Origin of the sequence: Mycoplasma hafezii, assembly GCF_049942695.1 — a bacterium.
GTDB lineage: Bacteria > Bacillota_I > Bacilli_A > Mycoplasmatales > Metamycoplasmataceae > Mycoplasmopsis > Mycoplasmopsis hafezii.
Genome location: NZ_CP187940.1, coordinates 599,400 through 621,943, shown reverse-complemented (window position 1 = coordinate 621,943; position 22,544 = coordinate 599,400). Strand labels below are relative to the sequence as shown.

General features: G+C 29.4%; 14 protein-coding genes. 8 read left to right on the top strand and 6 right to left on the bottom strand.

The genetic code is table 4. The annotated features are described in order from the left end of the window. Positions 1-21: 21 nt before the first annotated feature. Positions 22-606: a hypothetical protein gene (locus tag ACPYPZ_RS02375; RefSeq protein ID WP_426460978.1), complete on the bottom strand. Its 585-nt coding sequence runs from the start codon at positions 604-606 to the stop codon at positions 22-24. Then, a complete protein-coding gene (locus tag ACPYPZ_RS02370) occupies positions 584-2,014 on the bottom strand; it encodes a putative cysteine peptidase (protein WP_426460977.1) in 1,431 nt (476 codons plus the stop codon). The genes ACPYPZ_RS02375 and ACPYPZ_RS02370 overlap by 23 nt, the downstream gene beginning before the upstream one ends. Before the next feature lie 395 nt (positions 2,015-2,409). Between ACPYPZ_RS02370 and upp the strand changes: the two genes are divergently transcribed. Genes upp through ACPYPZ_RS02345 form a run of 5 tightly spaced genes read left to right on the top strand, consistent with a single transcriptional unit; the run spans position 2,410 to position 10,232 of the window. Further along, entirely contained in the window at positions 2,410-3,036 is a 627-nt protein-coding gene (gene upp, locus ACPYPZ_RS02365; protein ID WP_426460976.1) for a uracil phosphoribosyltransferase, read from the top strand. Next, on the top strand, positions 3,005-3,736 hold the full coding sequence (locus tag ACPYPZ_RS02360; protein ID WP_426460975.1) for an MPN527 family putative ECF transporter permease subunit: 732 nt from the start codon (positions 3,005-3,007) through the stop codon (positions 3,734-3,736). Before upp ends, ACPYPZ_RS02360 begins: the two co-directional genes overlap by 32 nt. Before the next feature lie 7 nt (positions 3,737-3,743). After that, complete coding sequence (locus ACPYPZ_RS02355; protein WP_426460974.1) at positions 3,744-6,086, top strand: class I tRNA ligase family protein; 2,343 nt, start codon at positions 3,744-3,746, stop codon at positions 6,084-6,086. A 10-nt stretch (positions 6,087-6,096) separates the two neighbouring features. Continuing rightward, positions 6,097-8,772, top strand: a complete 2,676-nt coding sequence (gene lon / locus ACPYPZ_RS02350) for an endopeptidase La (RefSeq protein WP_426460973.1) — start codon at positions 6,097-6,099, stop codon at positions 8,770-8,772. A gap of 2 nt (positions 8,773-8,774) precedes the next feature. After that, entirely contained in the window at positions 8,775-10,232 is a 1,458-nt protein-coding gene (locus ACPYPZ_RS02345) for an amino acid permease (RefSeq protein WP_426460972.1), read from the top strand. A 126-nt stretch (positions 10,233-10,358) separates the two neighbouring features. On the opposite strand, the gene ACPYPZ_RS02340 is transcribed toward ACPYPZ_RS02345, so the two are convergent. From ACPYPZ_RS02340 to ACPYPZ_RS02325, 4 genes are all read right to left on the bottom strand, one after another. After that, positions 10,359-10,892: a hypothetical protein gene (locus tag ACPYPZ_RS02340; RefSeq protein WP_426460971.1), complete on the bottom strand. Its 534-nt coding sequence runs from the start codon at positions 10,890-10,892 to the stop codon at positions 10,359-10,361. Between the two features lie 20 nt (positions 10,893-10,912). Beyond that, positions 10,913-11,485 (bottom strand): hypothetical protein, encoded by a 573-nt coding sequence (locus ACPYPZ_RS02335; RefSeq protein ID WP_426460970.1) that lies wholly within the window; start codon positions 11,483-11,485, stop codon positions 10,913-10,915. 386 nt (positions 11,486-11,871) lie between these two features. Further along, on the bottom strand, positions 11,872-12,771 hold the full coding sequence (locus ACPYPZ_RS02330) for a putative cysteine peptidase (RefSeq protein WP_426460969.1): 900 nt from the start codon (positions 12,769-12,771) through the stop codon (positions 11,872-11,874). A gap of 311 nt (positions 12,772-13,082) precedes the next feature. Further along, on the bottom strand, positions 13,083-13,667 hold the full coding sequence (locus tag ACPYPZ_RS02325) for an FMN-dependent NADH-azoreductase (protein WP_426460968.1): 585 nt from the start codon (positions 13,665-13,667) through the stop codon (positions 13,083-13,085). A 196-nt stretch (positions 13,668-13,863) separates the two neighbouring features. On the opposite strand from ACPYPZ_RS02325, the gene ACPYPZ_RS02320 reads away from it, so the two are divergent. The 3 genes from ACPYPZ_RS02320 to ACPYPZ_RS02310 all read left to right on the top strand — a co-directional run bounded on the left by ACPYPZ_RS02320 (position 13,864) and on the right by ACPYPZ_RS02310 (position 22,536). Next, complete coding sequence (locus ACPYPZ_RS02320) at positions 13,864-15,051, top strand: phosphopentomutase (RefSeq protein ID WP_426460967.1); 1,188 nt, start codon at positions 13,864-13,866, stop codon at positions 15,049-15,051. Positions 15,052-15,172: 121 nt separating this feature from the next. Then, positions 15,173-15,511 (top strand): 30S ribosome-binding factor RbfA, encoded by a 339-nt coding sequence (rbfA, locus tag ACPYPZ_RS02315; RefSeq protein ID WP_426460966.1) that lies wholly within the window; start codon positions 15,173-15,175, stop codon positions 15,509-15,511. 140 nt (positions 15,512-15,651) lie between these two features. Then, entirely contained in the window at positions 15,652-22,536 is a 6,885-nt protein-coding gene (locus tag ACPYPZ_RS02310) for a hypothetical protein (RefSeq protein ID WP_426460965.1), read from the top strand. Positions 22,537-22,544: the final 8 nt, after the last annotated feature.

The following is a 22,544-nucleotide window of genomic DNA, read 5'->3' as shown; positions in this document are numbered from 1 at the left end:
CATTTTAAAGTGTGTTGCGAGTTAGTTTTTAAGTTGGAAATTTAGTTTTTTAAGTCTTTTAAATTCTGGAATTCAAATAAATAAATAAAATCCAAGCAAAATACTGCTGAAAATTCATAGAACAATATTAACTCTTAATAATTTATGTCGATAAGCAAAAGGTCAACATAATCCAAGAATTAAAGTGATGGTAGCACCTATAAAGAGAATTATTAGTGTTGTAAGACTAATTATAGATATTGTTAAAAATTGTTTTTTATTAACAAAATCTAAATTTATTTTTTTAATATAAAAAATAGGTAAAAATGAATAAATTATTTTGTTTTTATTGATTATTAAACATGCTAATTGAGCAAAATATAATAAGAAACCAGCAATTAGATACGTTGGGAAATATCTTGTTCATTTATCCATTGTATAAAATACCGGAATGCAAGATGAACAGCCATCGTTATTTTCAGAAGACACTACTGGTGTTATATCTTCTCCAAGTCTTGAACTAACATAAATTAGAGAAATAAAACCAATAAGTAAGAAAGTTATAATTGTTATATTTAGGATTAAAATATATATTTTTTTAGTATTAAACGTTTGCGCTTTGGTCATAAAAAATGTAATCCTCTATTCTTTGTCAATTATATCTTTTACCTTTATATAAGAAATATGGTTTAAAATAATCAGAAGTCTTTGAAAAACTTAAAGGTTTTATAGCGAAGTAAGAATAATAATCTGCCATTAAATAATAAGATAATAAACAAGCTGATGTACGCTTTCCACCTCATAAATTAGTAATTAAAAATTGGTTTGTATCTTTATCATAACCATAAGCTACAAAAGCGTGGTTAAATCTTGTGTATTTTTCTTCATCAACATCAGCGGTTGTTAAAATAACAGGAAGTTTATCATTTATAATTGTTTTATAAGCGTTTCTAAATGAGTTATTTCAATTATCACTATAAAAAGTTTGATACTTGTTTTTTACTTCTTTATTGTTTACAAACTTTTGATATAACTCATTGAAACTTACTCCTGCATTACCGCCGTGAAAATTATGGTAATTCTTATTATTTAGTTTATGTAAGAAATAAGCAAATGTTCTGCGGTCCTCTTCATTTTTTGGATGATCGTTAAACTTGTTTCATTTAAATATTGGTGAAGTGTAAAGAATCTTGTTTTCTGGATTAGAATCATAAGTTATGTATGATTTATACTCAGAATCAGAAAATAACGCAGGATATTTAAACAATTCATTATACAAAAGCAAGTTTGCTAATGCGTGATAACAGCATCATCCACTACTTTTATCTACATTAGGATATTCATCTTCTCTTGGCAAATCATAACCTATTTTAGCCTTAGTATCTCTGGTTAATCACCACCAAGCATGTTCTGTTAAATTGCTTATATTGGGTGTTGAACCAAACATTTCTTTTGAACCTCTCCAAATATATGCGTCATTAACTATTGTATATGGTAATTTTTTAGGTTCAGAAGTTATTTCGGATGAAGTGAGTGATTTGATTTCACTTTCTCTTTTTTCGATTTCTTCGTTTTTAATATCTGCACTACGTGAGAAATTTAATTTTAAAACAAAATCCTTTATATTGCTATAATCATAAATTTCACCACTTAAAACACTTTTATATTGATTAGAATTTATTTTTTCAACTATACCTATTGTGGTAACGTAAAATAAATTATTTTTTTGAGATAACTGAGAAATATCTTCTCAGTTTGTTTCTAATGTAATTAAATTTTTAATTTCTACAATTGAATACATATTATCAAAGGAAATTAATAAAACTTTATGACCATTTAAGTCGGTAATTACGTTTGAAAAATTAACAATATGTAAATTATTATCAAATCTATTAACTCTTGCTAATTCTGAATTGATTATAAAGTCATAATCATTATTTTTTTCTGTTTTTGCAGAAAGAACTATTGTAGGAAAAATCATTGTACTTGAAACAATAGAGGTTGCAATGATTAGTTTTTTATATCATTTTTTCATGTTTTTCCTTTTGATGATTTTGACAATCATCTTCATAACAATAAGCCCTCCTATATGCTTATTTATACAATAATTATATGCTTTTAAAAAATAAAATTTAAAATCTTACAATTTATTTTATTTTAGTTTGATTTTTTACTAATTCTTAAAAAGAAAACTTAATAAAATCTTGATTGTAATTGCACTTTGTAGTGAAAAAAGAGTCTATAAAAAAGAAAAAATATGATGATTTTTTAAACTTATTCAAAATATCAAAGTCAAACTGTAATTTTTATTCACTTTTAATGATTGAGTTTACCATTTTTGAACTAAAAACAAACTAAAAAAACACTTTTGTTTTTGATATATCTAATATAATATAAAACATAAAAAGCTCATTTTTAAAGGAGAAAATAATGCTCAAAATTATTAATCATCCACTGATTCAAATTAAGTTAACTAAAATGCGTGATAAACACGCAGATCACTTAGTTTTTAGGAATAATTTAAATGAAATTGCTTCATTAATGGTTTATGAAATTCTAAGAGATTACCAAACAAAACAAACAACAATTCTTACTCCATTAAACCAAGAATACCAAGGATTTACATTTGATAAAGAAATCGTGCTTGTTCCAATTCTGCGTGCTGGATTAGGAATGGTTGAAGGAATTTTAAATTTAGTGCCTCAAGCACGTGTGGGACACATTGGAATGTATCGTAATGAAGAAACATTACAACCAGTTCCATACTTTTACAAAATGCCAGAAGTTCCAAAAGATTCACTTATCATTGTAGTTGATCCGATGTTAGCTACAGGAAACTCTGCTGCAGATGCAATTAAAACCTTGCAAGAAGATGGGTTTACAAACATTCAATTGGTATGCTTAGTTGGTGTATCTAATAGTGTAGAGAAAATTCATCAAGAATTCGGAAATGATTTCAAAATTTATTTAGCATCACTTGATGATAAATTGAATGAACACGGGTACATCGAACCTGGTTTAGGTGATGCAGGAGATAGAATTTTTGGTACCAAATAAAAATAGTTTTAAAAAAGAGATTTATTGATTAGTTTTAACTGCTATTTTTTTAGCCTTTGCAATACTAATTGAATGAATTAGCTTATCTTTTAAGTTTTACTTTTTAAGTTTTAATATTTCGCTTTTTATTGTCTTTTTTACTTTCTATCTAATTGATTTAAAGCACACAATACTTTTATTGCTTTTAAAATTTATTATTGTGTCAATTTTACAACCTGGAATTATTGTACTTAGCTTTCTAGGAAACTTTGTAGGACTTTTATTTCAACTGATTTTTATTTTGTGTTTTGCACTCGTTATAAAACTCTTTTATAAACGCAATCAAAATCAAAATAAAAATCCAAGTATTCAAAAACATCTTGTTATTTTAAATTTAATGTTTAGTCCTTCATTTGTAATTATTCAATTAGTATTAATTCTTCTAAATACTTTTTTGATCAATCCAATTTACTTTAAGGTATTTGGAATTATCGATTCAGCGAGCTACAACGCAATTAAAGAGGTGTATTTAACCAAATCGTTAAATACTTACTTTTTTGGAATTAAGAATTACTTTTGAGCTAGCTTTATTTTCTACTTTACATTTAACTCTTTAAACTTTTTTATAAATATCATAATTATTAATTTACTCATGGTTTTAGAATACAAAACAAAATTCTTTACCAGAATGGTTTCAACAATTAATCAGCATAAATATTAGGAGAAATATGTCAAAATTTAACTTTACTGAAATAGATGCAAAATGACAAGCTAAATGAATTGAAGAAAATTACTTTGAACCTTCAACAGATTTAAGCTTACCTAAAAAATACATTTTAAGTATGTTCCCTTACCCAAGTGGAAAACTACATATGGGACACGTTAGAAACTACTCTATTGGTGATGCAATTGCACGTTACTACCGTAGAAAAGGATTTAACGTACTTCACCCATTTGGATGAGATGCTTTTGGGCTTCCAGCTGAAAATGCAGCAATTAAAAACCAAATTCATCCACGTACATGGACATACAAGAACATTGAAGCAATGGATAAAGAAATCCAAAGACTTGGAATTTCTTTTGCTTGAAGTCGTGAATGTATTACATCAGATGAAATTTACACTAAATGAGAGCAACTTATTTTCATTAAACTTTGAGAAAAAGGGTTAATCTATCAAAAGAAATCGCAACTTAATTGATGTGAAACAGATCAAACTGTGCTTGCAAACGAACAAGTTGTCGATGGACTTTGCTGAAGATGTGATAATCCAGTTACAATCAAAGAAATGGAAACATATTACTTAAAAATTACTGCTTATGCTGATGAATTATTAAATGATTTAAAAACATTAGAAAACCACTGACCACAACAAGTTTTAACAATGCAACACAACTGAATTGGTCGTAGTGAAGAATATAAACTTGATTTTGAATTATTTAACCAAGCAAATCAAAAACAAGATGTAAATCTTTTAGCATACGAAAAAGATGCCAACATTTTAATTAATGCTAATTATGTTGCTATTTCAAATAAACACGATTTAGTTACAACACTTAAAGAACAAAATTACTTTACTGAAGCACAATTAAAATTACTTGAAGATATTAATAAACACTTTGCTAACAAAGACTTCACACATAAGATTTATTTAGCAACACCGTTTTACGTAATTAACCCAGTAACTGACAAACACTTACCAGTTATTATTAGTGATTTTGCTTCACATAATCCAAACAAACCAGTTCAATTAGTATCATTTATTAACCCAACTCATTTAGCTTTTATGCAAGCTAACAATTTAGCATTTGATGATACAGAAATTGAATTAAATCAAATTAAAGACTTTAACTTCAAAAAAGAAGTTAAATTCAACTTACGTGATTGAGGTATTTCACGTCAAAGATATTGAGGAACACCAATTCCACTTGTTAAATGTGCTACTTGTGGTGTGCAACCAGTTAATGTAGCTCATTTACCAATTACTTTACCATTTGATGTGCAATTTACTGGTCAAGGGAATCCATTACAAACTAATGCTGAATGATTAAAAACAAAATGTCCTAAGTGTGGTGCAGAAGCAACTAGAGAAACAGATACACTTGATACATTCTTTGAATCTTCATGATACTTCTTACGTTACACAACACCAAGTCAAATGTGAGATGAAAAAATCTTTGATGAACAATCATTAAACTACTGAAACAGTGTTGATGAATATATTGGTGGTATTGAGCATGCGATTTTACACTTACTTTATGCGCGTTTCTTTACTAAAGCAATTGCAGATTTAGGTATGGTACCTTTCCGTGAACCATTTAACAACTTAATTACACAAGGTATGGTGCTTAAAGATGGTGCAAAAATGTCCAAATCAAAAGGAAATGTAGTTGAGCCAAGTGAAATGCTTGCTAAATACGGTGCTGATACAGCTAGATTATTTATTCTTTTTGCAGCTCCACCTCAAAAAGAACTTGAATGAAGTGATGCTGGAGTTAATGGATGTTTTAAATTCATTAACCGTCTTTGAGATAGAGTTAGTGAAATTGATACAACTACTGATTATAAAAATATTGATTCAGCGACTTTAAATGCTGATGAAAAATTAGCTAGAATGAAGCTTTACCAAGGAATGCAAAAGCAACTTGAAACTTTTGAAAATAGAGCAAACAATTATGCATTTAACACTTTAATTTCTTGAACAATGGAAACATTAAATGCATATGACAAAGTAAATGATCCAAAATTAATTACTGAAATGTTCTATGTAATGCTTAATATTTTAGAACCATTTATTCCACACTTTGCATGAGAAATTTCAGAACAATACTTTAATTTAGCGAACTTAAAGGATTTTAGTATTGACGAAAAAGCATTAGTCACAGATGAAGTTACTTACCCAATTTCAATTAATGGTAAATTTAGAGCTGAACTTAAAGTTGCTAAATCAACAACTAAAGATGAAGTTTTAGCACTTGCTAAAGAAAAAGCTGCTAAATGATTGGAAAACAAACAAATTGTAAAAGAGATTTTTGTTCCTGCAAAAATTATTAACTTTGTAATAAAAGATTAGGAGAACAACAATGGCGAATGAAACAAAAAAACCAAAAGCAGTGAAATTGGTTCACTTTCCTTTAGTGGTGAATCCAAAATATGCTGTAATCCCTGGTGGACTTGGTGAAATTGATATAACAGATAGCCCATCATTTGAATTAATCAACGAAATCTTAACTGAAACATTAGATTCATTTATTAACCAAATTCGTTTTATTTTAGTATATAGCCACGACGGTTCAGATCGTGACATCTATATTCAAGCTTCATTAATTCAACCATTAAAATATAAAAAAGAAAACGGAAAACATATTTTAGTTTTCAAAGCTCAAAAAATGTTGCACATTATCAAGGAAAAACCAACATTTGCTGAATTAATTCAATTTAACAGTGCAATTCCATACAACTTATTAGAAAAATTTGCAAACGATTCAAGATTTGAACCATTTAAAGTTAAAGTGGTTGCGGATATTGATAAAAGAATGCCTAAACCAAGTGAAATTGATGAAATTAGCAAAACCTTAGAACTTTTAATTTCTAGTTTAGAAGCTGCAGAAAAAGATCCGATGACAGGAATTGCTGAACAATCAATTTTCTTACCAAATCCAAATACAGGTGGTGTAAATAGAATTAGACACATTCATAGTTTACTTAAAGAATTTGAACCAAATGCTTTAGGTGGAACAACTGATGTTGATGTATACACAAGATTTGTAACATACATTAACTTATTTAACCCAATTTTAATTCCAAGTAAGGAAACTATTGCATTTGATGATAGTTGTGAAGCTCCATTAATGTTAGTGTTTGGAGATATTACACAATACTTAACAAAATATATGGAAGTTGAAAATAAAATTAAAGACGATATTAACCAAAAATTAAACGATCAACAAAAAGAATTCATCTTACGTGAAAAATTAAGAACTATTCAAAATACTTTAGAAAAAATGAATGTTCCAGTTAATGAAGATGAATACCAAAAAACAATTAAGAATCCAAAATTAAGTCAAATTTATCCAAAATCAGTTCAAAACTTAATTGAATCTGAAACAAAAAGAGTATCAGAAATGATGCAAGCTTCACCAGAAGCTACATTAGCTAAAACATATATTGATATTATGAAAAAACTTCCTTGAAGAAAAACTGAAAAGGAATTTTTAGATATTAAACACGCACGTAAAGTATTAGATAATAATCACTATGGACTTGATAAGGTTAAAGAAAGAATTGTGGAATATTTAGCTGTTATTATTAATCAAAAACTTAAAAATAAAGCTGAAAATGATGCAAAATTAATTAACATTGATGACCAATATCAAATAGATTTAAACTTATTTAAAGAAGGTGATAACGCTAAAAAACGTACATTTAACAATGTGCCTATTATTACTTTAGTAGGTCCACCAGGAACAGGTAAAACTTCTTTATCTAAAGCAATTGCAGAAGCTTTAAACCGTAAATTTATTAAAGTTTCTTTAGGTGGAGTTCACGATGAAAGTGAAATTCGCGGACATAGACGTACATATGTTGGTGCTATGCCTGGAAAAATTATTAAAGGAATTAACCAAGCTGGTGTTTCTAACCCTGTTATTTTACTTGATGAAATTGACAAGATGAAATCAGATATGAAAGGCGATCCAGCTAGTGCGATGTTAGAAGTTCTTGACCCAGAACAAAACATCAAATTCCAAGATCATTATCTTGAACACGAATATGATTTATCTAAAGCAATTTTCATCGCAACTGCAAACTATTATGAATCAATTCCTGAACCACTTTTAGACCGTGTTGAAATTATTGAACTTTCATCATACACATTAAGTGAAAAATTAAACATTGCTAAAAAACACTTAATCCCTAAAGTGCTTGAACAAACTGCACTTGATAAAAAATACTTCAAAATGTCTGATGAAACAATTGAATTTATTATTAAACACTACACCAAAGAAGCTGGTGTGCGTGGATTAAAACGTCTTTTTGATAAAATTGCACGTAAAGTTGTAGTTAAATTAATGGAAAATCCAAAAATGAAATCACAAGAAATCAAACCAGAAGATATTCCAAACTACTTAGGTGTAATTCAATTTAAAGATGAAGAAAAAGAAGAAATTTCAATCCCTGGTATTGTTAATGGACTTGCTTATACTTCTTATGGTGGAAGCACTTTACAAATTGAAGTAAATACATTCCCAGGTAAACCAGAAATTAAATTAACAGGTTCACTTAAAGAAGTTATGCAAGAATCAGCACAAATTGCTCTTTCATACGTAAGAAGCAATGCTGAAAAATTCGGAATTAATGATTTTGATTTTGAAAATAATACAATCCACATCCACGTACCAGAAGGTGCAGTTCCAAAAGATGGTCCAAGTGCTGGAGTTACTTTCACTACTGCTTTAATTTCTGCATTAAGCAAAAAACCAGTTCCTTCAAATATCGGAATGACTGGAGAAATTACATTACGTGGAAAAGTTCTTGAAATTGGTGGACTTAAAGAAAAATCATTTGCTGCAAGTCAAAAAGGATTAAAATACATTTTTATTCCTGCAGGAAATGTTAAAAATATTCAAGATGTACCAAATGAAATTAAATGTACTTTAAATTACATTCCTGTTTATGAATATAGTGAAATTTTCGATTTTATATTCTTAAATAAACAGCCTAAAGAAATTCTTTCTTTTGAATGTGATGCTAAAAAATAATTTTGTCAGCATCAACTAAACACTTTACACAAAAATCCTTCACCTTCTTTACAATTAATTATGTAATAGGTGTAGGATTTTTAACCACTATCGGTACACTTGTACAATTTAGCTTATGAGGGTATTTAATTATTCTTCTTTCTGCATTTGTTATTTTTGCTGTATCTCTTGTTTTTTCAAGATTAGCAGATAACTTTAAAGAAAATTATGGTGGAAGTTACGCATTTGTTAGACATCTAGATAATGATAATAAAACCGATCGACAAAGAAAAATTTTTAATAACTTCTCTTTCTTTGTTGGATGAAATCAGTTTGTTCAAAATCCGATTTTATCCTCTGTGTCTCCGTTATTCTTAGCTAGTGCAATCATAGGGTTATTTCCACAGGATACTCCGAATTACTTAACATATGTCTGAATTACAAGAATCTTATCTTTATTATTCTTTATCTTTTTAATTTTTCTATCTACTATTGGACTTAAAACAAATAAAAAAATCATTTTAGTAACCAGTACTGTTAAATGATTTGCTTTATTAATGGGAATTGGAATTTTAGTTTATTCAGTTATTACTGATAATCGTTTTGATGAAAACTTTACTGAGTTTGCACGTAATGGTTCAAAAAACGTTAATGCTCAACTTATCCTTTCAAATGCTTTATTATTCGTTTATGCTTTTGCAGGAACTGAAGATGTTTCAGCGATGGTAAAAGATGTCGAAGTTAAAAGTTTTCGTAGAATTTTAATCATTTCTTTTGCTGCCGTTTTAACTTTCTATATGGTTGCATTTACCTTGCTCTTAGGATTTGATGCAATTAAAACCAAACAAGGAATGATTGGAATTTATAGTGTTTTCTTAATTTTTGGAAGTATATTATTTATTATTGGATATTTAGCTAATGATGTTACTTCAAAAATTACAGCTAGTGTATCAACAGCAAGAAAACTTGTTCCAATTTGTGAAGATGGTAATTTATTTTATCAGCTAACCAAAAAGAACAAAAAAGGCGAATTTCAAAATGCGATTTGATTTACTACGGTTATTACTCTAATAACCTTGGTTGTCTTTTGAGTTATGAATATCTTTTTAGGAAGCACAGCCGAAGGTGAGCAAGATCGGTTTTTTGAAACAGCTATTTTAGGAAGTGCAGTTGCGTTAGTAATCGAGGATTTTTGTACTTTTATTACTGCATTTTTACTTGAAAGAAAGAAAGTCATCAAACCAATACCGATTTGAGAAAAAATAATTTATGTTTTAGCAATGATTTTAATTCTTGTTTTAATGATTAGTTACTTTTTCCCTCAAATTTACGGAGTTGCTCCAAATTCAAACACCGTTGTCGTTATTTCGATTTATTTTGCATTTATTGTTTTTGGAATTATACTGAATGTTATTTCGAAAAAAATAAGTCCAAAGTGATACAACTTAAAACAAAAGAAAAATAAAAAATTAGAAAAATAATATTTATCACGCAAGAAAAATAGGTGAGCTTTATGGTTTGCCTATTTTTGTTTACATATGTTACAAAGCTATAAAAAATGTGTAAAGCTTAGTTAGCTTTACACGTAATTATTAACTTTAAAAGATTTAATTCTTAGGTAACATAAATTCAATATAACAATTTAAAGGATAAAAGGTTACTAAAATAAGATTAATAACTAAAAATGAAATAGTTTGAGGTTTGTTTGAAGTTAAACGAGGAATATTTAAATAAATTGCAAAAAGTAAACTTAAAAACAATATAACAAATGTGATTATTTTTCAAGTTAATGAAAAAGTTTTATTTGAAACAGAAAAACGAATCTTTGTAATAAAGAAAAGAGGGAGTAATGCATAAATAAGTTTATTTTTATTACCAAGTATTTCGATAAATTGAACAAAGTATAATATTAAACCTACGATTAAAAATGCAAGATATTCTTGTTTTCAAAATCAGCTTGCTCCATAAAGCTTAGCCACATAGATATCGTATCAATAATATATATAATCTTCTCAATATAAACTTGTAACAATATTCATATATGTTAGGTAAATAGATCCTACTAATATATAAGCTATTACAATAATATTTCAAAATAAAAAGTATGATTTTTGAATTTTAGACATAGTGGTTTGTTTCATTATTAATGCTTCTTTCATAATTAATTACTGATTTCCTTAGTTATTTCATTTACTTGAGATAATTTAAAATCAATAACGGAAATAAGAGGGTAAAAAATAAATAATAATAAGTCAAAAATTCAAAATACTAAAATTACTCAGTGATGTATTCAATAAGGGTTATCTAAACGGAATAGTCATATTGAGTATTCTGGAAGTGAGAAACCAAAAAATGCAATTAAGGTTATAAAAATGATGAATTTTCAAATTAATGCAAAAATTTTATTACTAATTGTAAAATTAATCTTTTTGATAAAGAAAACAGGGAATAAAGCATATAAAACTTTATTTTTCTTTGATAAAACTTCTATAAATTGTAAGAAATATAAAGCTATGCCAAGAAATAAACATGGTTTATAATAATCTCACATATCGAAGCTATATCCATAGTGTAAGTTCTCTCAATCTGGAGTGGCTGCTGGTACTAATATAACAGGTGCAGGATCGGTTATTGATTTGATACCAATGTATATAAGTGAGAAAAACCCTATAAGTAAAAATATAATGGTAAAAATATTTCAGATTATAAAATAAGATTTTTGAATCTTAGACATTTGCTGTGTGGTCATAAATTATACGATCTTCGATTTGTTGTCAAGTGTTATATTTACCATCATAATAAAAATAAGGTTTAGAATTAAGTCCTGTATTTGTATAGTTTATTGGTTTAAGTGCAAAAAAAGATTGGTGTTTTATTTTTAATTTTTCAGAAATTAAACATGCATTAGTTTTTTGATTAGCTCATAAATTAGAAATTAAAAATTGTTGAGTTTCTTTATTGTAACCATATGCTATAAAAGCGTGATTAAAACTTTTGAATTTTTTGTAAATCCAACTGTTGTTAAAATTACAGGAATTTTATCATTTAATATGTATTCTTTTGCTTTTTCGAAAATTTTGCTTTTTTGTTCAATGCTATTTTTATTATTTTCTTGATCATTTATGTTAAAACTATCTTCATCAAAATCAATTTTATATTGTGAGTTTGCTGCTTTATTTGTGATGAATAGCGAATTTTATTATCAGTGTTTTGATCGTTGGTAATAAATCGCTTATATTCACTATCGGAAAATAAACCTGGATATTTAAAAATTTCATTATATAGTAATAAATTAGCAAGTTCGTGATAACAACATCAACCACCACCTGTTCGTGGTTCATCATACCCAATTCTTTGTTCTGAGTCTCTTGAAAGTCATCATCATGCATGCTCTGTTAAATTGCTTACATTAGGTGTAGATGCAAAAGTTTCTTTTGAACCTCTTCAGATATATGCGTCTGTAACCCTTTCATATGGATCAATTGGGAATACAAAAAAGCTTCTATAAAAACTAGAAAAATCATTTAATTCTAATTGTCTTTTTTTATATTCATCAACTTTTATAAATTGACTTTTAGAGTTGTCAATATTAACAATAAAATCTTTGATTTGTTCATAATCAAAAATTGTTTCATCAATAACAGATTTGTATTGCAAGTTATTAATTTTTTCAACAATTCCAATTGTAGGTATGTAAAATAAATTTTGATTATTTTCAAATTCTAAGAGGTTATCTCATCTTGTTTCTAATGTAATTAGACTGTTTGTATCAATAATTGAGTAAATATTATCAAAACAAACTAAAAACACTTTGTGACCATTTAAATCTGTAATAGTTTTAGTAAATTCAATTTTATGATCTTTATTATCGATTCTGTTAACTCTAAGTAATTCAGAACCAAAGACAATATTGTTATTAAATTTAGTTTCAACCTTAGCAGATATAGTTGCTAAAGGAACTGCCGCTGTGGTTGAAACTAAAGAACTAAAAATAAGTAATTTTTTAAAAATCTTTTTCATTTTTATCTTTCTATTTGGTATTAAATAATCTATTTATTAGATTTAGATATTAAACAAATGTTTATGCACTAAATAAGGCCTCCTAACTTATTTGCATAATGATTATATTCTTATAAATTACAAAAAACCATTTTCTAATTTATTTCCACAATTTGGCTTAAAAGGTAATTTAATTGGATTAAACGCACTAAAAACACGTTTTTTATTAATTAAATGTGAAAAAATAAATTGCTATTTTTGAATTATATTTTAAGTTAAAACAAAAAACACTTCAACTAAGTTGAAATGTTATGAATTTAAAAATAATTTAACTAAATTAATTCTTTAAATTTGTCCTTAAGTTCATCAATGTGCTTTGTTGGTCCTTCAGATTTAAGTGGATCAACTTTAGTTCCGTATTGACCAATGTGATGAACTTTAGCACCAAGGAACTTAAATGTGCCGATTAATCATTGTTCATTATTATTGTGTGGATATCAACCTTCTGGAGCTCCTTGTGAAGTTACTAGAATTACTGTTAAATTGGTAAGTAGTCCAATAGCGTCACCTTTTTTAGAATATTTATAACTAAAGGTTTTATTTGCAACTGAAATTGAATCAATAAAATTCTTTACAACCACACTAGGTCCAAAATTAATCATAGAAGAAGAAAGAACAAGAATATCAGTTTCTTTAAGTAGATTAATTCATTTGTCTGAATTAATATCATTATAGTATGTATTTAATGTTTCCTTTGTTAAAAAAATACGTGAATGTTCGGTTTTATTTAAATCAATTCGGTTTAAATCGTATTTATTTAAGTTTTTTGCTGTTTCATAAAACCGATCCATTAAATGTTTAGAAAATGAGAGATCATCAGGTAAGACATTACCGTCTAAAAATAACATTTTTTGCATAAAAACTCCTTTTTATTTAATTTTTTGTATTTTAATCAGATAAATAAATTATATAACTGAATATCATTCTTTTACATAAAAATGTGAATAGTTTTTCACAAATTCCACAAAATAAAGTTTTTTCAATAACAATTACTGGAAACAAAATAAAATATAAAAGATGCTATTTTTAAATAGCGTCCAGAATGGAGAAACAATGGCAAAATTTAAACGTGTATTTATGATTGTAACTGACGGATTAGGAATTGGTCCTGACCGTGATCAAAAAGCTTTTGGAGATGCTGGTGCTAATACTATTAGATCAGCTTCAATGGCTGAAGAGTTTAAAATCGATACATGAAAAAAATTAGGAATTGGTAATATTACAAACTTAAATGGAAATTACCATGTAAAACAACCACTTGCATATATGGCAAAAGTGCAAGAAGTTTCAAATGCAAAAGATACTCTTGCAGGACACTGAGAAATGATGGGAATTAAAACAATTGTTCCATTCCCTACTTTCTTTGAAAATGGATTTCCACAAGAATTAATTGACGAATTATCAAAAGCTTTTGATGGTCGTCCAATTGTGGGAAACAAAGCTGCATCAGGTACAGAAATCATTAACGAATTAGCTCACGAAGAAAAAAACCGTGGAGCAATTATTGTTTATACATCAATGGATTCAGTACTTCAAATTTGCGCTCACGAAGAATGAACAGGTTTAGATAACTTATATAAATATGCTAAAGCTGCTCGTGAAATTTGTTCAAGTAGACCTGAATGAAACGTAGGTAGAATTATCGCTCGTCCATACGTTGGTGAAGAAGGAAACTATACTAGAACATTCAACCGCCACGACTATGCAAACCAACCAAGAGAAATGATTTTAAATGAACTTCAAAACAAAGGTGTTGAAGTTATCTCTGTTGGTAAAATCAATGATATTTTCGTAGGTCAAGGTATCTCAAAACACTACCCAAGTGCTGGAGATGCTAATGGTATGGATATTACAATTGATTTAGCAACACAAGGTGGAGAAAACAAATTTATTTTTACTAACCTAGTTCAATTTGACTCACACTATGGACACAGAAGAAATGTACATGGATACGCTCAAAACATTGCTGATTTAGATGTTAAATTAGGTAAATTAATTAACGCTATGAACGAAGATGATTTATTAATCATTACTAGTGACCACGGAAACGACCCACTTTACCCTGGATTTAACCACACTAGAGAATTTTTACCAGCAACAATTTACTCTAAATCATTCAAATCACCTAAAGTATTACCTAACTTCGAAGGTTTAGGCACATTAGGTAACATTGTGGCACGTAACTTTGGTGCTGATATCGTTACAGAAACAGGTGATGACGTTTTTGAAAAACTTGTATAAAAATTACACTTTAAGCAACTAAATATGGAAATTGTGCAACAAAATTATGCAAATTCCTTATTTTTGTTGTTTTTTTTATTTCTAAATTAATACAAATATTGTATTTTGATATAATAAACGCATGAATGAAATAAATTTAAAGAGAAAAGAATCTCAAATTCATCAGTTAGTAGCTGATATTATCACAAACGATTTATCTAATGTAAATGTTATTGACCCAGTGGTAATAGATGTTAGACTAACAAACGATTTGTCGCATTTGAAGGTATTTGTAAATCTATCAGGAAATACTCAAAAAGGAATTATCGCCCTAAATAATTCTGCTGGGTACGTTCGTAAGATACTTTCGAAATCTTTAAATTGACGGAAAGTTCCAGAAGTTCATTTTTTACTAGATGAAGTGAGCCAAACTGGGAATCGTATTGACGAAATACTCAGAGAGATTAAAAACAATAACTAAAATGTTTTTTAGTTTCTAGACTACCAATTTGGTAGTAGACCAAAACTCACTGCAATTTATATTTTAAATTGTCAGTACTGACTTTATATCATTATGATATAAAAATTTGATATCAAATCTTTTTAAAAGAAAGGAATAATATGACTAAAAAAAGTAAATACTTACTTTTAGGTGTTTCTGGTGTTTTAGTAGGAACAGCTGTTGTAGCTATACCGGTAGCAGTTACAAGCAGTGTAAAAAATAAAGAAGCCAGAGAAAAAGAAGAAGCTTTTGCTCAATTAGATAAAACAATTGAAACAGCTTCTAATTCAGTTAATGAAGTTGAAAACAAATATACATCTGCTGTAAAACCTTGATTCCAATCACAATTTAATAGTTTAATTAATTACTCAGAACCAAAAGCTATTAAAGATGCTATTAAAAACGTTGAAAAAGCTATCGCTAGTGCAGAAAACCTTAAATCACAACAAGGTGTAACTAAAAAACAAATTCAAGACGCTAACGATTCTGTTATGTCAGCAGTTTCAGCATTAACAAACGTTGATAATGAATTAACAGCTCAAACAAAAGCTAAAACAGATAAAATTCAACAACTTATTAACTCATTACCAGGTGATTTAAAAACAGCAAATATTGTTAAACAAGCTAACGATGTACTTAATGGAAACTACATTATTACACCAGACCAAGGAACAGCTGTTTACGCATTACTTGCAAAAAGCATTATCAAAGACAGTGTTAAAGATTATGTTTTAAAATTCTTCAACACAGTTGATACAACTAATGCTACAGATACAAAAGTATTTAGCTCACCATACATGAGTGACAGAGTTCTTTTAGAACCAACATTCAAAGTTAATGACAAAGAACAACAACAATTAACAGATGATTTATTAACTTCAATTCAACTTACAAAAGATATGGTTAAGGCACGTTATGCTGATGCTGATACACTTGCTACATTTAACGCAATGCTTAAATCATACTCTACAGCAATGTCTGATATTGATAACTTAGCAAACAATACATTAGCTTTCGCTGCTAACGTTAAATACTGAGAAGGATTAGTATCAACAGCTCAAAGCTGTATGGATTCATTAAGTGCTGCTGAACAACTTAAAGTAAAAATCAACACAGATTTAAAAGCTGCTCAAGTTGCATTTGAAGAACAAGTTACTGCTTTAACACAATACATTGCTAAAGGTGTATTTGATGATACAACACTTGTAATTACAAGAGTAAAAACAACAACAAACGACAAAGGTGAAACAGTTCAAGTTAAAGATAAAGATGGAAACTTAGAAGTTACAACTACACCAGTTCGTTCATATGTTACAGAACAACTTAAAGCATTACAAGCTGCTGCATTAGCTAATGTAACAGGAAATGACAATGTTCAAATTTCTGACAAAATTACAACAGCTAACTTCCAAGAACAAACAGCTGCTGTTACATTACTTGAACAAAATGCATACTTTGTATTACAACAAAACTTCTTTAACAGAGCAGTTGCTCACGCTAACAGCTTAGCAAACATTAAAAACCCTAACTCAGCTTACACAGTTGAATATTCAAAAGTTAAAGATGCTGAAGCTTTAGCTAAAGCTCTTGACCAAGCTGCTGATGCTCAAACAGCTGCAATGAAAGATACTCTTGCTATTGCACCAGCTACAATTGCACAATACACAACAGCTGCTGAATATCAAACATTAGGTGATCAATATAAAGCTGCTAAAGAAGCATTAAACACAGCAATCAACACATTCTATACAGGAATGACACAAGATGCACTTGCTCAATACAATACACTTGTTGCTGAAAATGGTGCACTTGCTGAACATGCAAAACTTTACGTATTAATTGCTAACTTAGCAGAAACATTAAATAAAGGTGCTAAAGAATCACTTTCAGATACCTTCCAAGCACTTGAAAAAGCTCAAGCTCAAATCGTTGCTGCTTTAAACTTATACTTACAACCATCTTCATTATATCCAGGTAGTTTAAAAGTATTTGGTGATGTTTATACAACATTACAAAAATACCTTGGACAACAAAAAGTTGACAGTGAAGAAATCAATACATTTGCTTCTAACGTTGCAAGTGCAGCTCAAGAACAAAAAACTGCTAACGATAATAAACTTATCGGTTTAGTAGACACAAGAGATGTCTTTACAGCATTACAAGACTTAACACAAGTTATTAATACTTTAAACTCAGCTCTTACAAATGCTGACAACCAAGCAAGATTAACAATTGACAACTACTTATCACAATTACAATTAAACAAAAACGCAACTCTTTCTCAAGCTCCATACAGTGATGCTACAGCAGAAGAAGTTAAAGCTTTAAACGAAGTTGTTAATAAACAAAACACACTTCCTACAGTAGACAACAAAGTTCCTACAGATTACCAATACGCTGAAAACGGATACAGACTTGCTGTTGCTGCTACAGAAGCATTTAACAAATTTGAATACGCTCAAAACCTTAAAGTGTTTGAAAAAGCTCAAACAGTTGAAGGATTTAACCAAGTATTACCTGCTTTACCAGAAAGACATGTATTACAAGTTAAAGATGCTGAAGGTCAACCTGTTTCAACAACAAATGATGTAACACTTCCAGCTGTTGCTGAATACAACCCAGCAAAATACTTCGCTGATCAATTAGCAGTTGCTAAATCATTCTTAGACCAAGTTAAATACTTAGGTAAAGATTTAGATTCAGCTAATGTTGCTACATTATCTGATGCTACACAAAGCAACCCAGATCAATACGCTAAACTTTACCAAGAAGCTATTAATGCACTTAATAGTGCAATGACATACACAACACTTGATAAAGCTAGATATGAATATGAAGCTGCATGAAACAACTCATATACACAAGCTCAAGTGTACTACACATACACACGTTACAACGCAAACAGATTATTTGCTAAAAACTACAACGCTATTACTACAGCATTAAAATTACACGATGCTAAACCAGCTGTTACAAACGACAAAGGTGAAGTAGTAAAAGAAGCTATAGCAGCAGACTACACAGTTGCTATCTACCAAGATGCTTTAAACCAATTAAACCAAGCATTATGAGTATCAAACACAGCTGCTTACATGGACTTACAAGCTAACAAAGAACAACAAAGTGATATTGTCTTCAAACAAAGATTCTTATCTCTTGCTTTAACATCAGTTCAAAAACCAGCTCAAGAATTACAAGTTGCTATTAAAGCTGCTCAAGACTTAGTTGCTGCTTTAATTAAAGAAAATGCTGATGCATTATCTACAGCTCAAACAAACTTAACAAATGCTCAAAAAGCATTAGAAAAAGTTAAACAAACAACTCAAGATGAAGATGGAACAACAGTTCAACCTTCTCAAGATGCAATTAAAGCTGCTCAAAAAGTAGTTGAGGCTGCACAAAAAGTTGTTACAGATTTAACAGCTCAAACAGATCTTATTAATACATTTAGTTCTGATGCATTAAAACCTCTTGGAGCACCAGAAGCTTTAGCTGTAACAATTACAGGAATTCAAGCTCAAATTGATGAGGCTATTAAAACAGATCTTGCTGCATCTAAAGACGATCAACCAAATAACGACAATGTAGAAAGAAACAAATTACTTGCACAAGGTCAAACATACGTTGATCAATTATCTGGATTACAAAAAGCTGCTGCTAAATTAATGCAAGACCTTAAAGCAACAAACGTAAACTACAATCAAATTGCTAACCCAACTTCAAAAGATATTAAGATTACAATTACTACAGCTGATGCTGCTACAGCACACCAAAATGAAGCTGAAGCTAAATACAAAGATTTAAGAAATACACAAGCATTACTTAAAGGTGTATTACAAACAACATCATGAAACGATGCTGCTTTAAGCAAAGACATTGCTAAAGATACATACACAACAGATAACTTAATCTTAGCTCCATCATACAAAGATGCTAAATTAGTATACGTGGCTGGTGAAAACCAAACAGCTCAAACAGATGTAAACAACACTGTTTCTACTCAAAACCCTAACGGTTTAACAGTAAGACAATTACTTGTATTAAACATCAACCAATTAGCTGAAACACAACCACAAGTGGCTGCTGCATTAAGAGATAAATTAGCAAACGCTCAAACTCCAGCTGATGTTCAACCAATCTTTGATGAATTATTAGCACCACAAGTTAAATCTTACGAAGCTGCTTTACAACAATTACAAAACTATGTAAACAATACATTAGCAAAAACAGAAGAATCACAAAAAGCATACGCAGATGCTCTTAAAGTTGCAAATACTGCTTTAGACGGTGTTACAGATTACAACGACGAAACAAACAGAACATTTGCTAACTACTACAAAGATACAAAAGCTTTAACAGATGCATACAACCTTGCAAGATACTTAAAAGCTCAAGATGATTTTAATGCAGCTGTTACAAATGCAAATGATACAAAATCAAAAGCTGCAGAACAAACAGCTAAAGATTTAATCGATGCTGCTATCGCTGAAGCTAACGCAAATATTGCTATTGCTAAAGGTAACCAATATGCTTCTACATTAAAAGAAGATGCTGCTAAACCAGTTAAAGATGCTATTGCAAAACTTGAAAACGATTTAACAGCTTCACCAGTAGTAACAGCAACAGTTACAGCAGATACAACTGCATTAACAAATACATTCCCAGCTGGACAACAATTTGAACAATTCATGGGAACAAACTTTGCTTCTTCAGAAGATGCAGTAATTGCAGAATTTGAAAAAGGTGTTAAAACAATCGATACAGCATTACTTAATGCAAAAGTTGCTAAAGAATACACAGCATACAAAGAAATGGTTGCAAGTCTTAACAAAGAAATTACAATCCCATCACAAGAAAATGCTGGTGACTTTGAATGAGGACTTCTTTACTCACAAAAAACTTTAGTAGAAGCTGCATTAAAAGCTAACGAAACAAACCGTGAATTATTACAAAACTCAACTAACGCAGCTCAAAACTACACAGCTGAAGCAGTTCAAAAATTCACAGCTAACTTAGCAAAAGTTAAATACGACGCATTATATAACAGAGTTAAAGCATTAGCTCCTTTATATCAAGGTTTATTAAACAGCGATAAAAAATTAATTAGTGATACATTATCAACACAATTAAATACAGCTGTTACAACACTTGCTAACGCTACAAAACCAAATGCAACTACACCAGTTACTGCTGCTGCTTTAATTGATGCTTACACAACAGCTTACAAATCAGTATTAGCAGCATTCCAAGCTGCATCATCACAAGCTTCAATGACACTTCAAACAACAGTAATTAACGAAAAAGATAATAACATTGCTGCTGTTTCTAAAGCTCAAGAAGTATTTGCTCCAGGAGCTAAAAACGAAGCTTACATTAAATTATTTGGTCAAAATGTATTAATTACAGCTGAACAAATGTACAGCTACTTAACAACATACCAAAACTCAAATAATGAACTTGCTGATGATAAATTAGTATTAATGTGAATGGATGCAACAGATACATCTACTCCATGAACAATGCCTACAGATATTACAGCTGAATCAGTAAAATCATTAATCTACAAATACGCAAGTTTATTTGCTAAAGATGCTCAAGGTCAATACCAACCAGTAGCAAACAAAAATAAACACCAAAATATGGTAAACAGAATTTACAACGATGCTGCTGCAAACATTATCTACACACCTTCAAAAGAAGATATTGCAAAAGCACAAGCATATCAAGAAGGTAAATCAACAGAAAAATTCATTTTACCAGTTGATGAAAGAAAACAATTACTTGAACAATTCTTCAACGCAACAACACTTAAAGATGTTGCTACAGTTCGTGAAGCTTTAGATAGAGCTGAAGCATTATTTGAACAAAGACAAGAATATAACACACTTGTAAATCAAATTGTTGCAATGCAAGATAAACTTTCACCAGCAGAAATTACTAAATTCGAACAAATTCAACAAACACTTAAAGCACAAGATGTTCCTACTGTAAAAACAGAAAATGTAATCAAAGCTTACAAAGATGCTATTGGTCAATTACAATTATTACTTGCTCAAAACAAAATTAATACATTAATTGCAAAAGCAGAAGAACAATTCTCATTACTTACAGTATTAACTGGAAACGAAGGAATCTTCCAAAAAGCATTTGTTAACGAACCTTCAAAACCTGCTACAGGAACAGGTTCACAACCAGCTGCAAACAACACAGCATCAGCTACAAATTCAAACGATTCACAAACATTCTACAACAAATTTGAAGCTGATAAGAGTGGAAAAGAACTTCAAAACAAATTACAAAACTTAATTGCAAATTACAGAAAAACTGCAAGCAACGAAGGTGTTAATGTAACTTCACAATTAAGCAATGTAAATAATGCATACACTCAAATTGAAAATGCATGAAATGAATTCTACAAAAACTTACAAACAAATTACTTAGAACCATTAACAGTTAAATTCACTGATGCTAAGAAAATTGCAATTGTCAACTACAATCAAGCAGCTCAAAAAGCACAAGCAATTAAAGACTTAAAAGATCAAACAGGACAAACAGAACAACTTACTGGATACTTAAATGAACTTAAAGTATTATCAAGAGAATTATTCAAAGCTAATGCTGACTTACAATATGTATCACTTGATACAAGAGATGCATATAGAGCATTATTAACTTCTGAACAAGTTAAAACATACAATGAAGCATTATTCAAACCATACGCAGAAACAGCAGATGGATTATCACCATTAGCTCAAGTTCTTAAAGCACAATTTGAAACTGCTCCAAAAGGTTCAAAAATTCTTGATTTCTTAACATCAATGCCTGCTGCAGAAACACCTGCACAACCACAACCAGAACAACCAGCTTCTCCTTCTACACCAGGAACAGAAAATGCTTCAGGTTCAACTGCTAAACCAGAAGAAACAAAACCAGCTGAAGGTACACAACCAGCAACTACAGGAACAGGTTCAACACCTACACCAGCTCCTACACCTGCTGCTTAATTAAAATA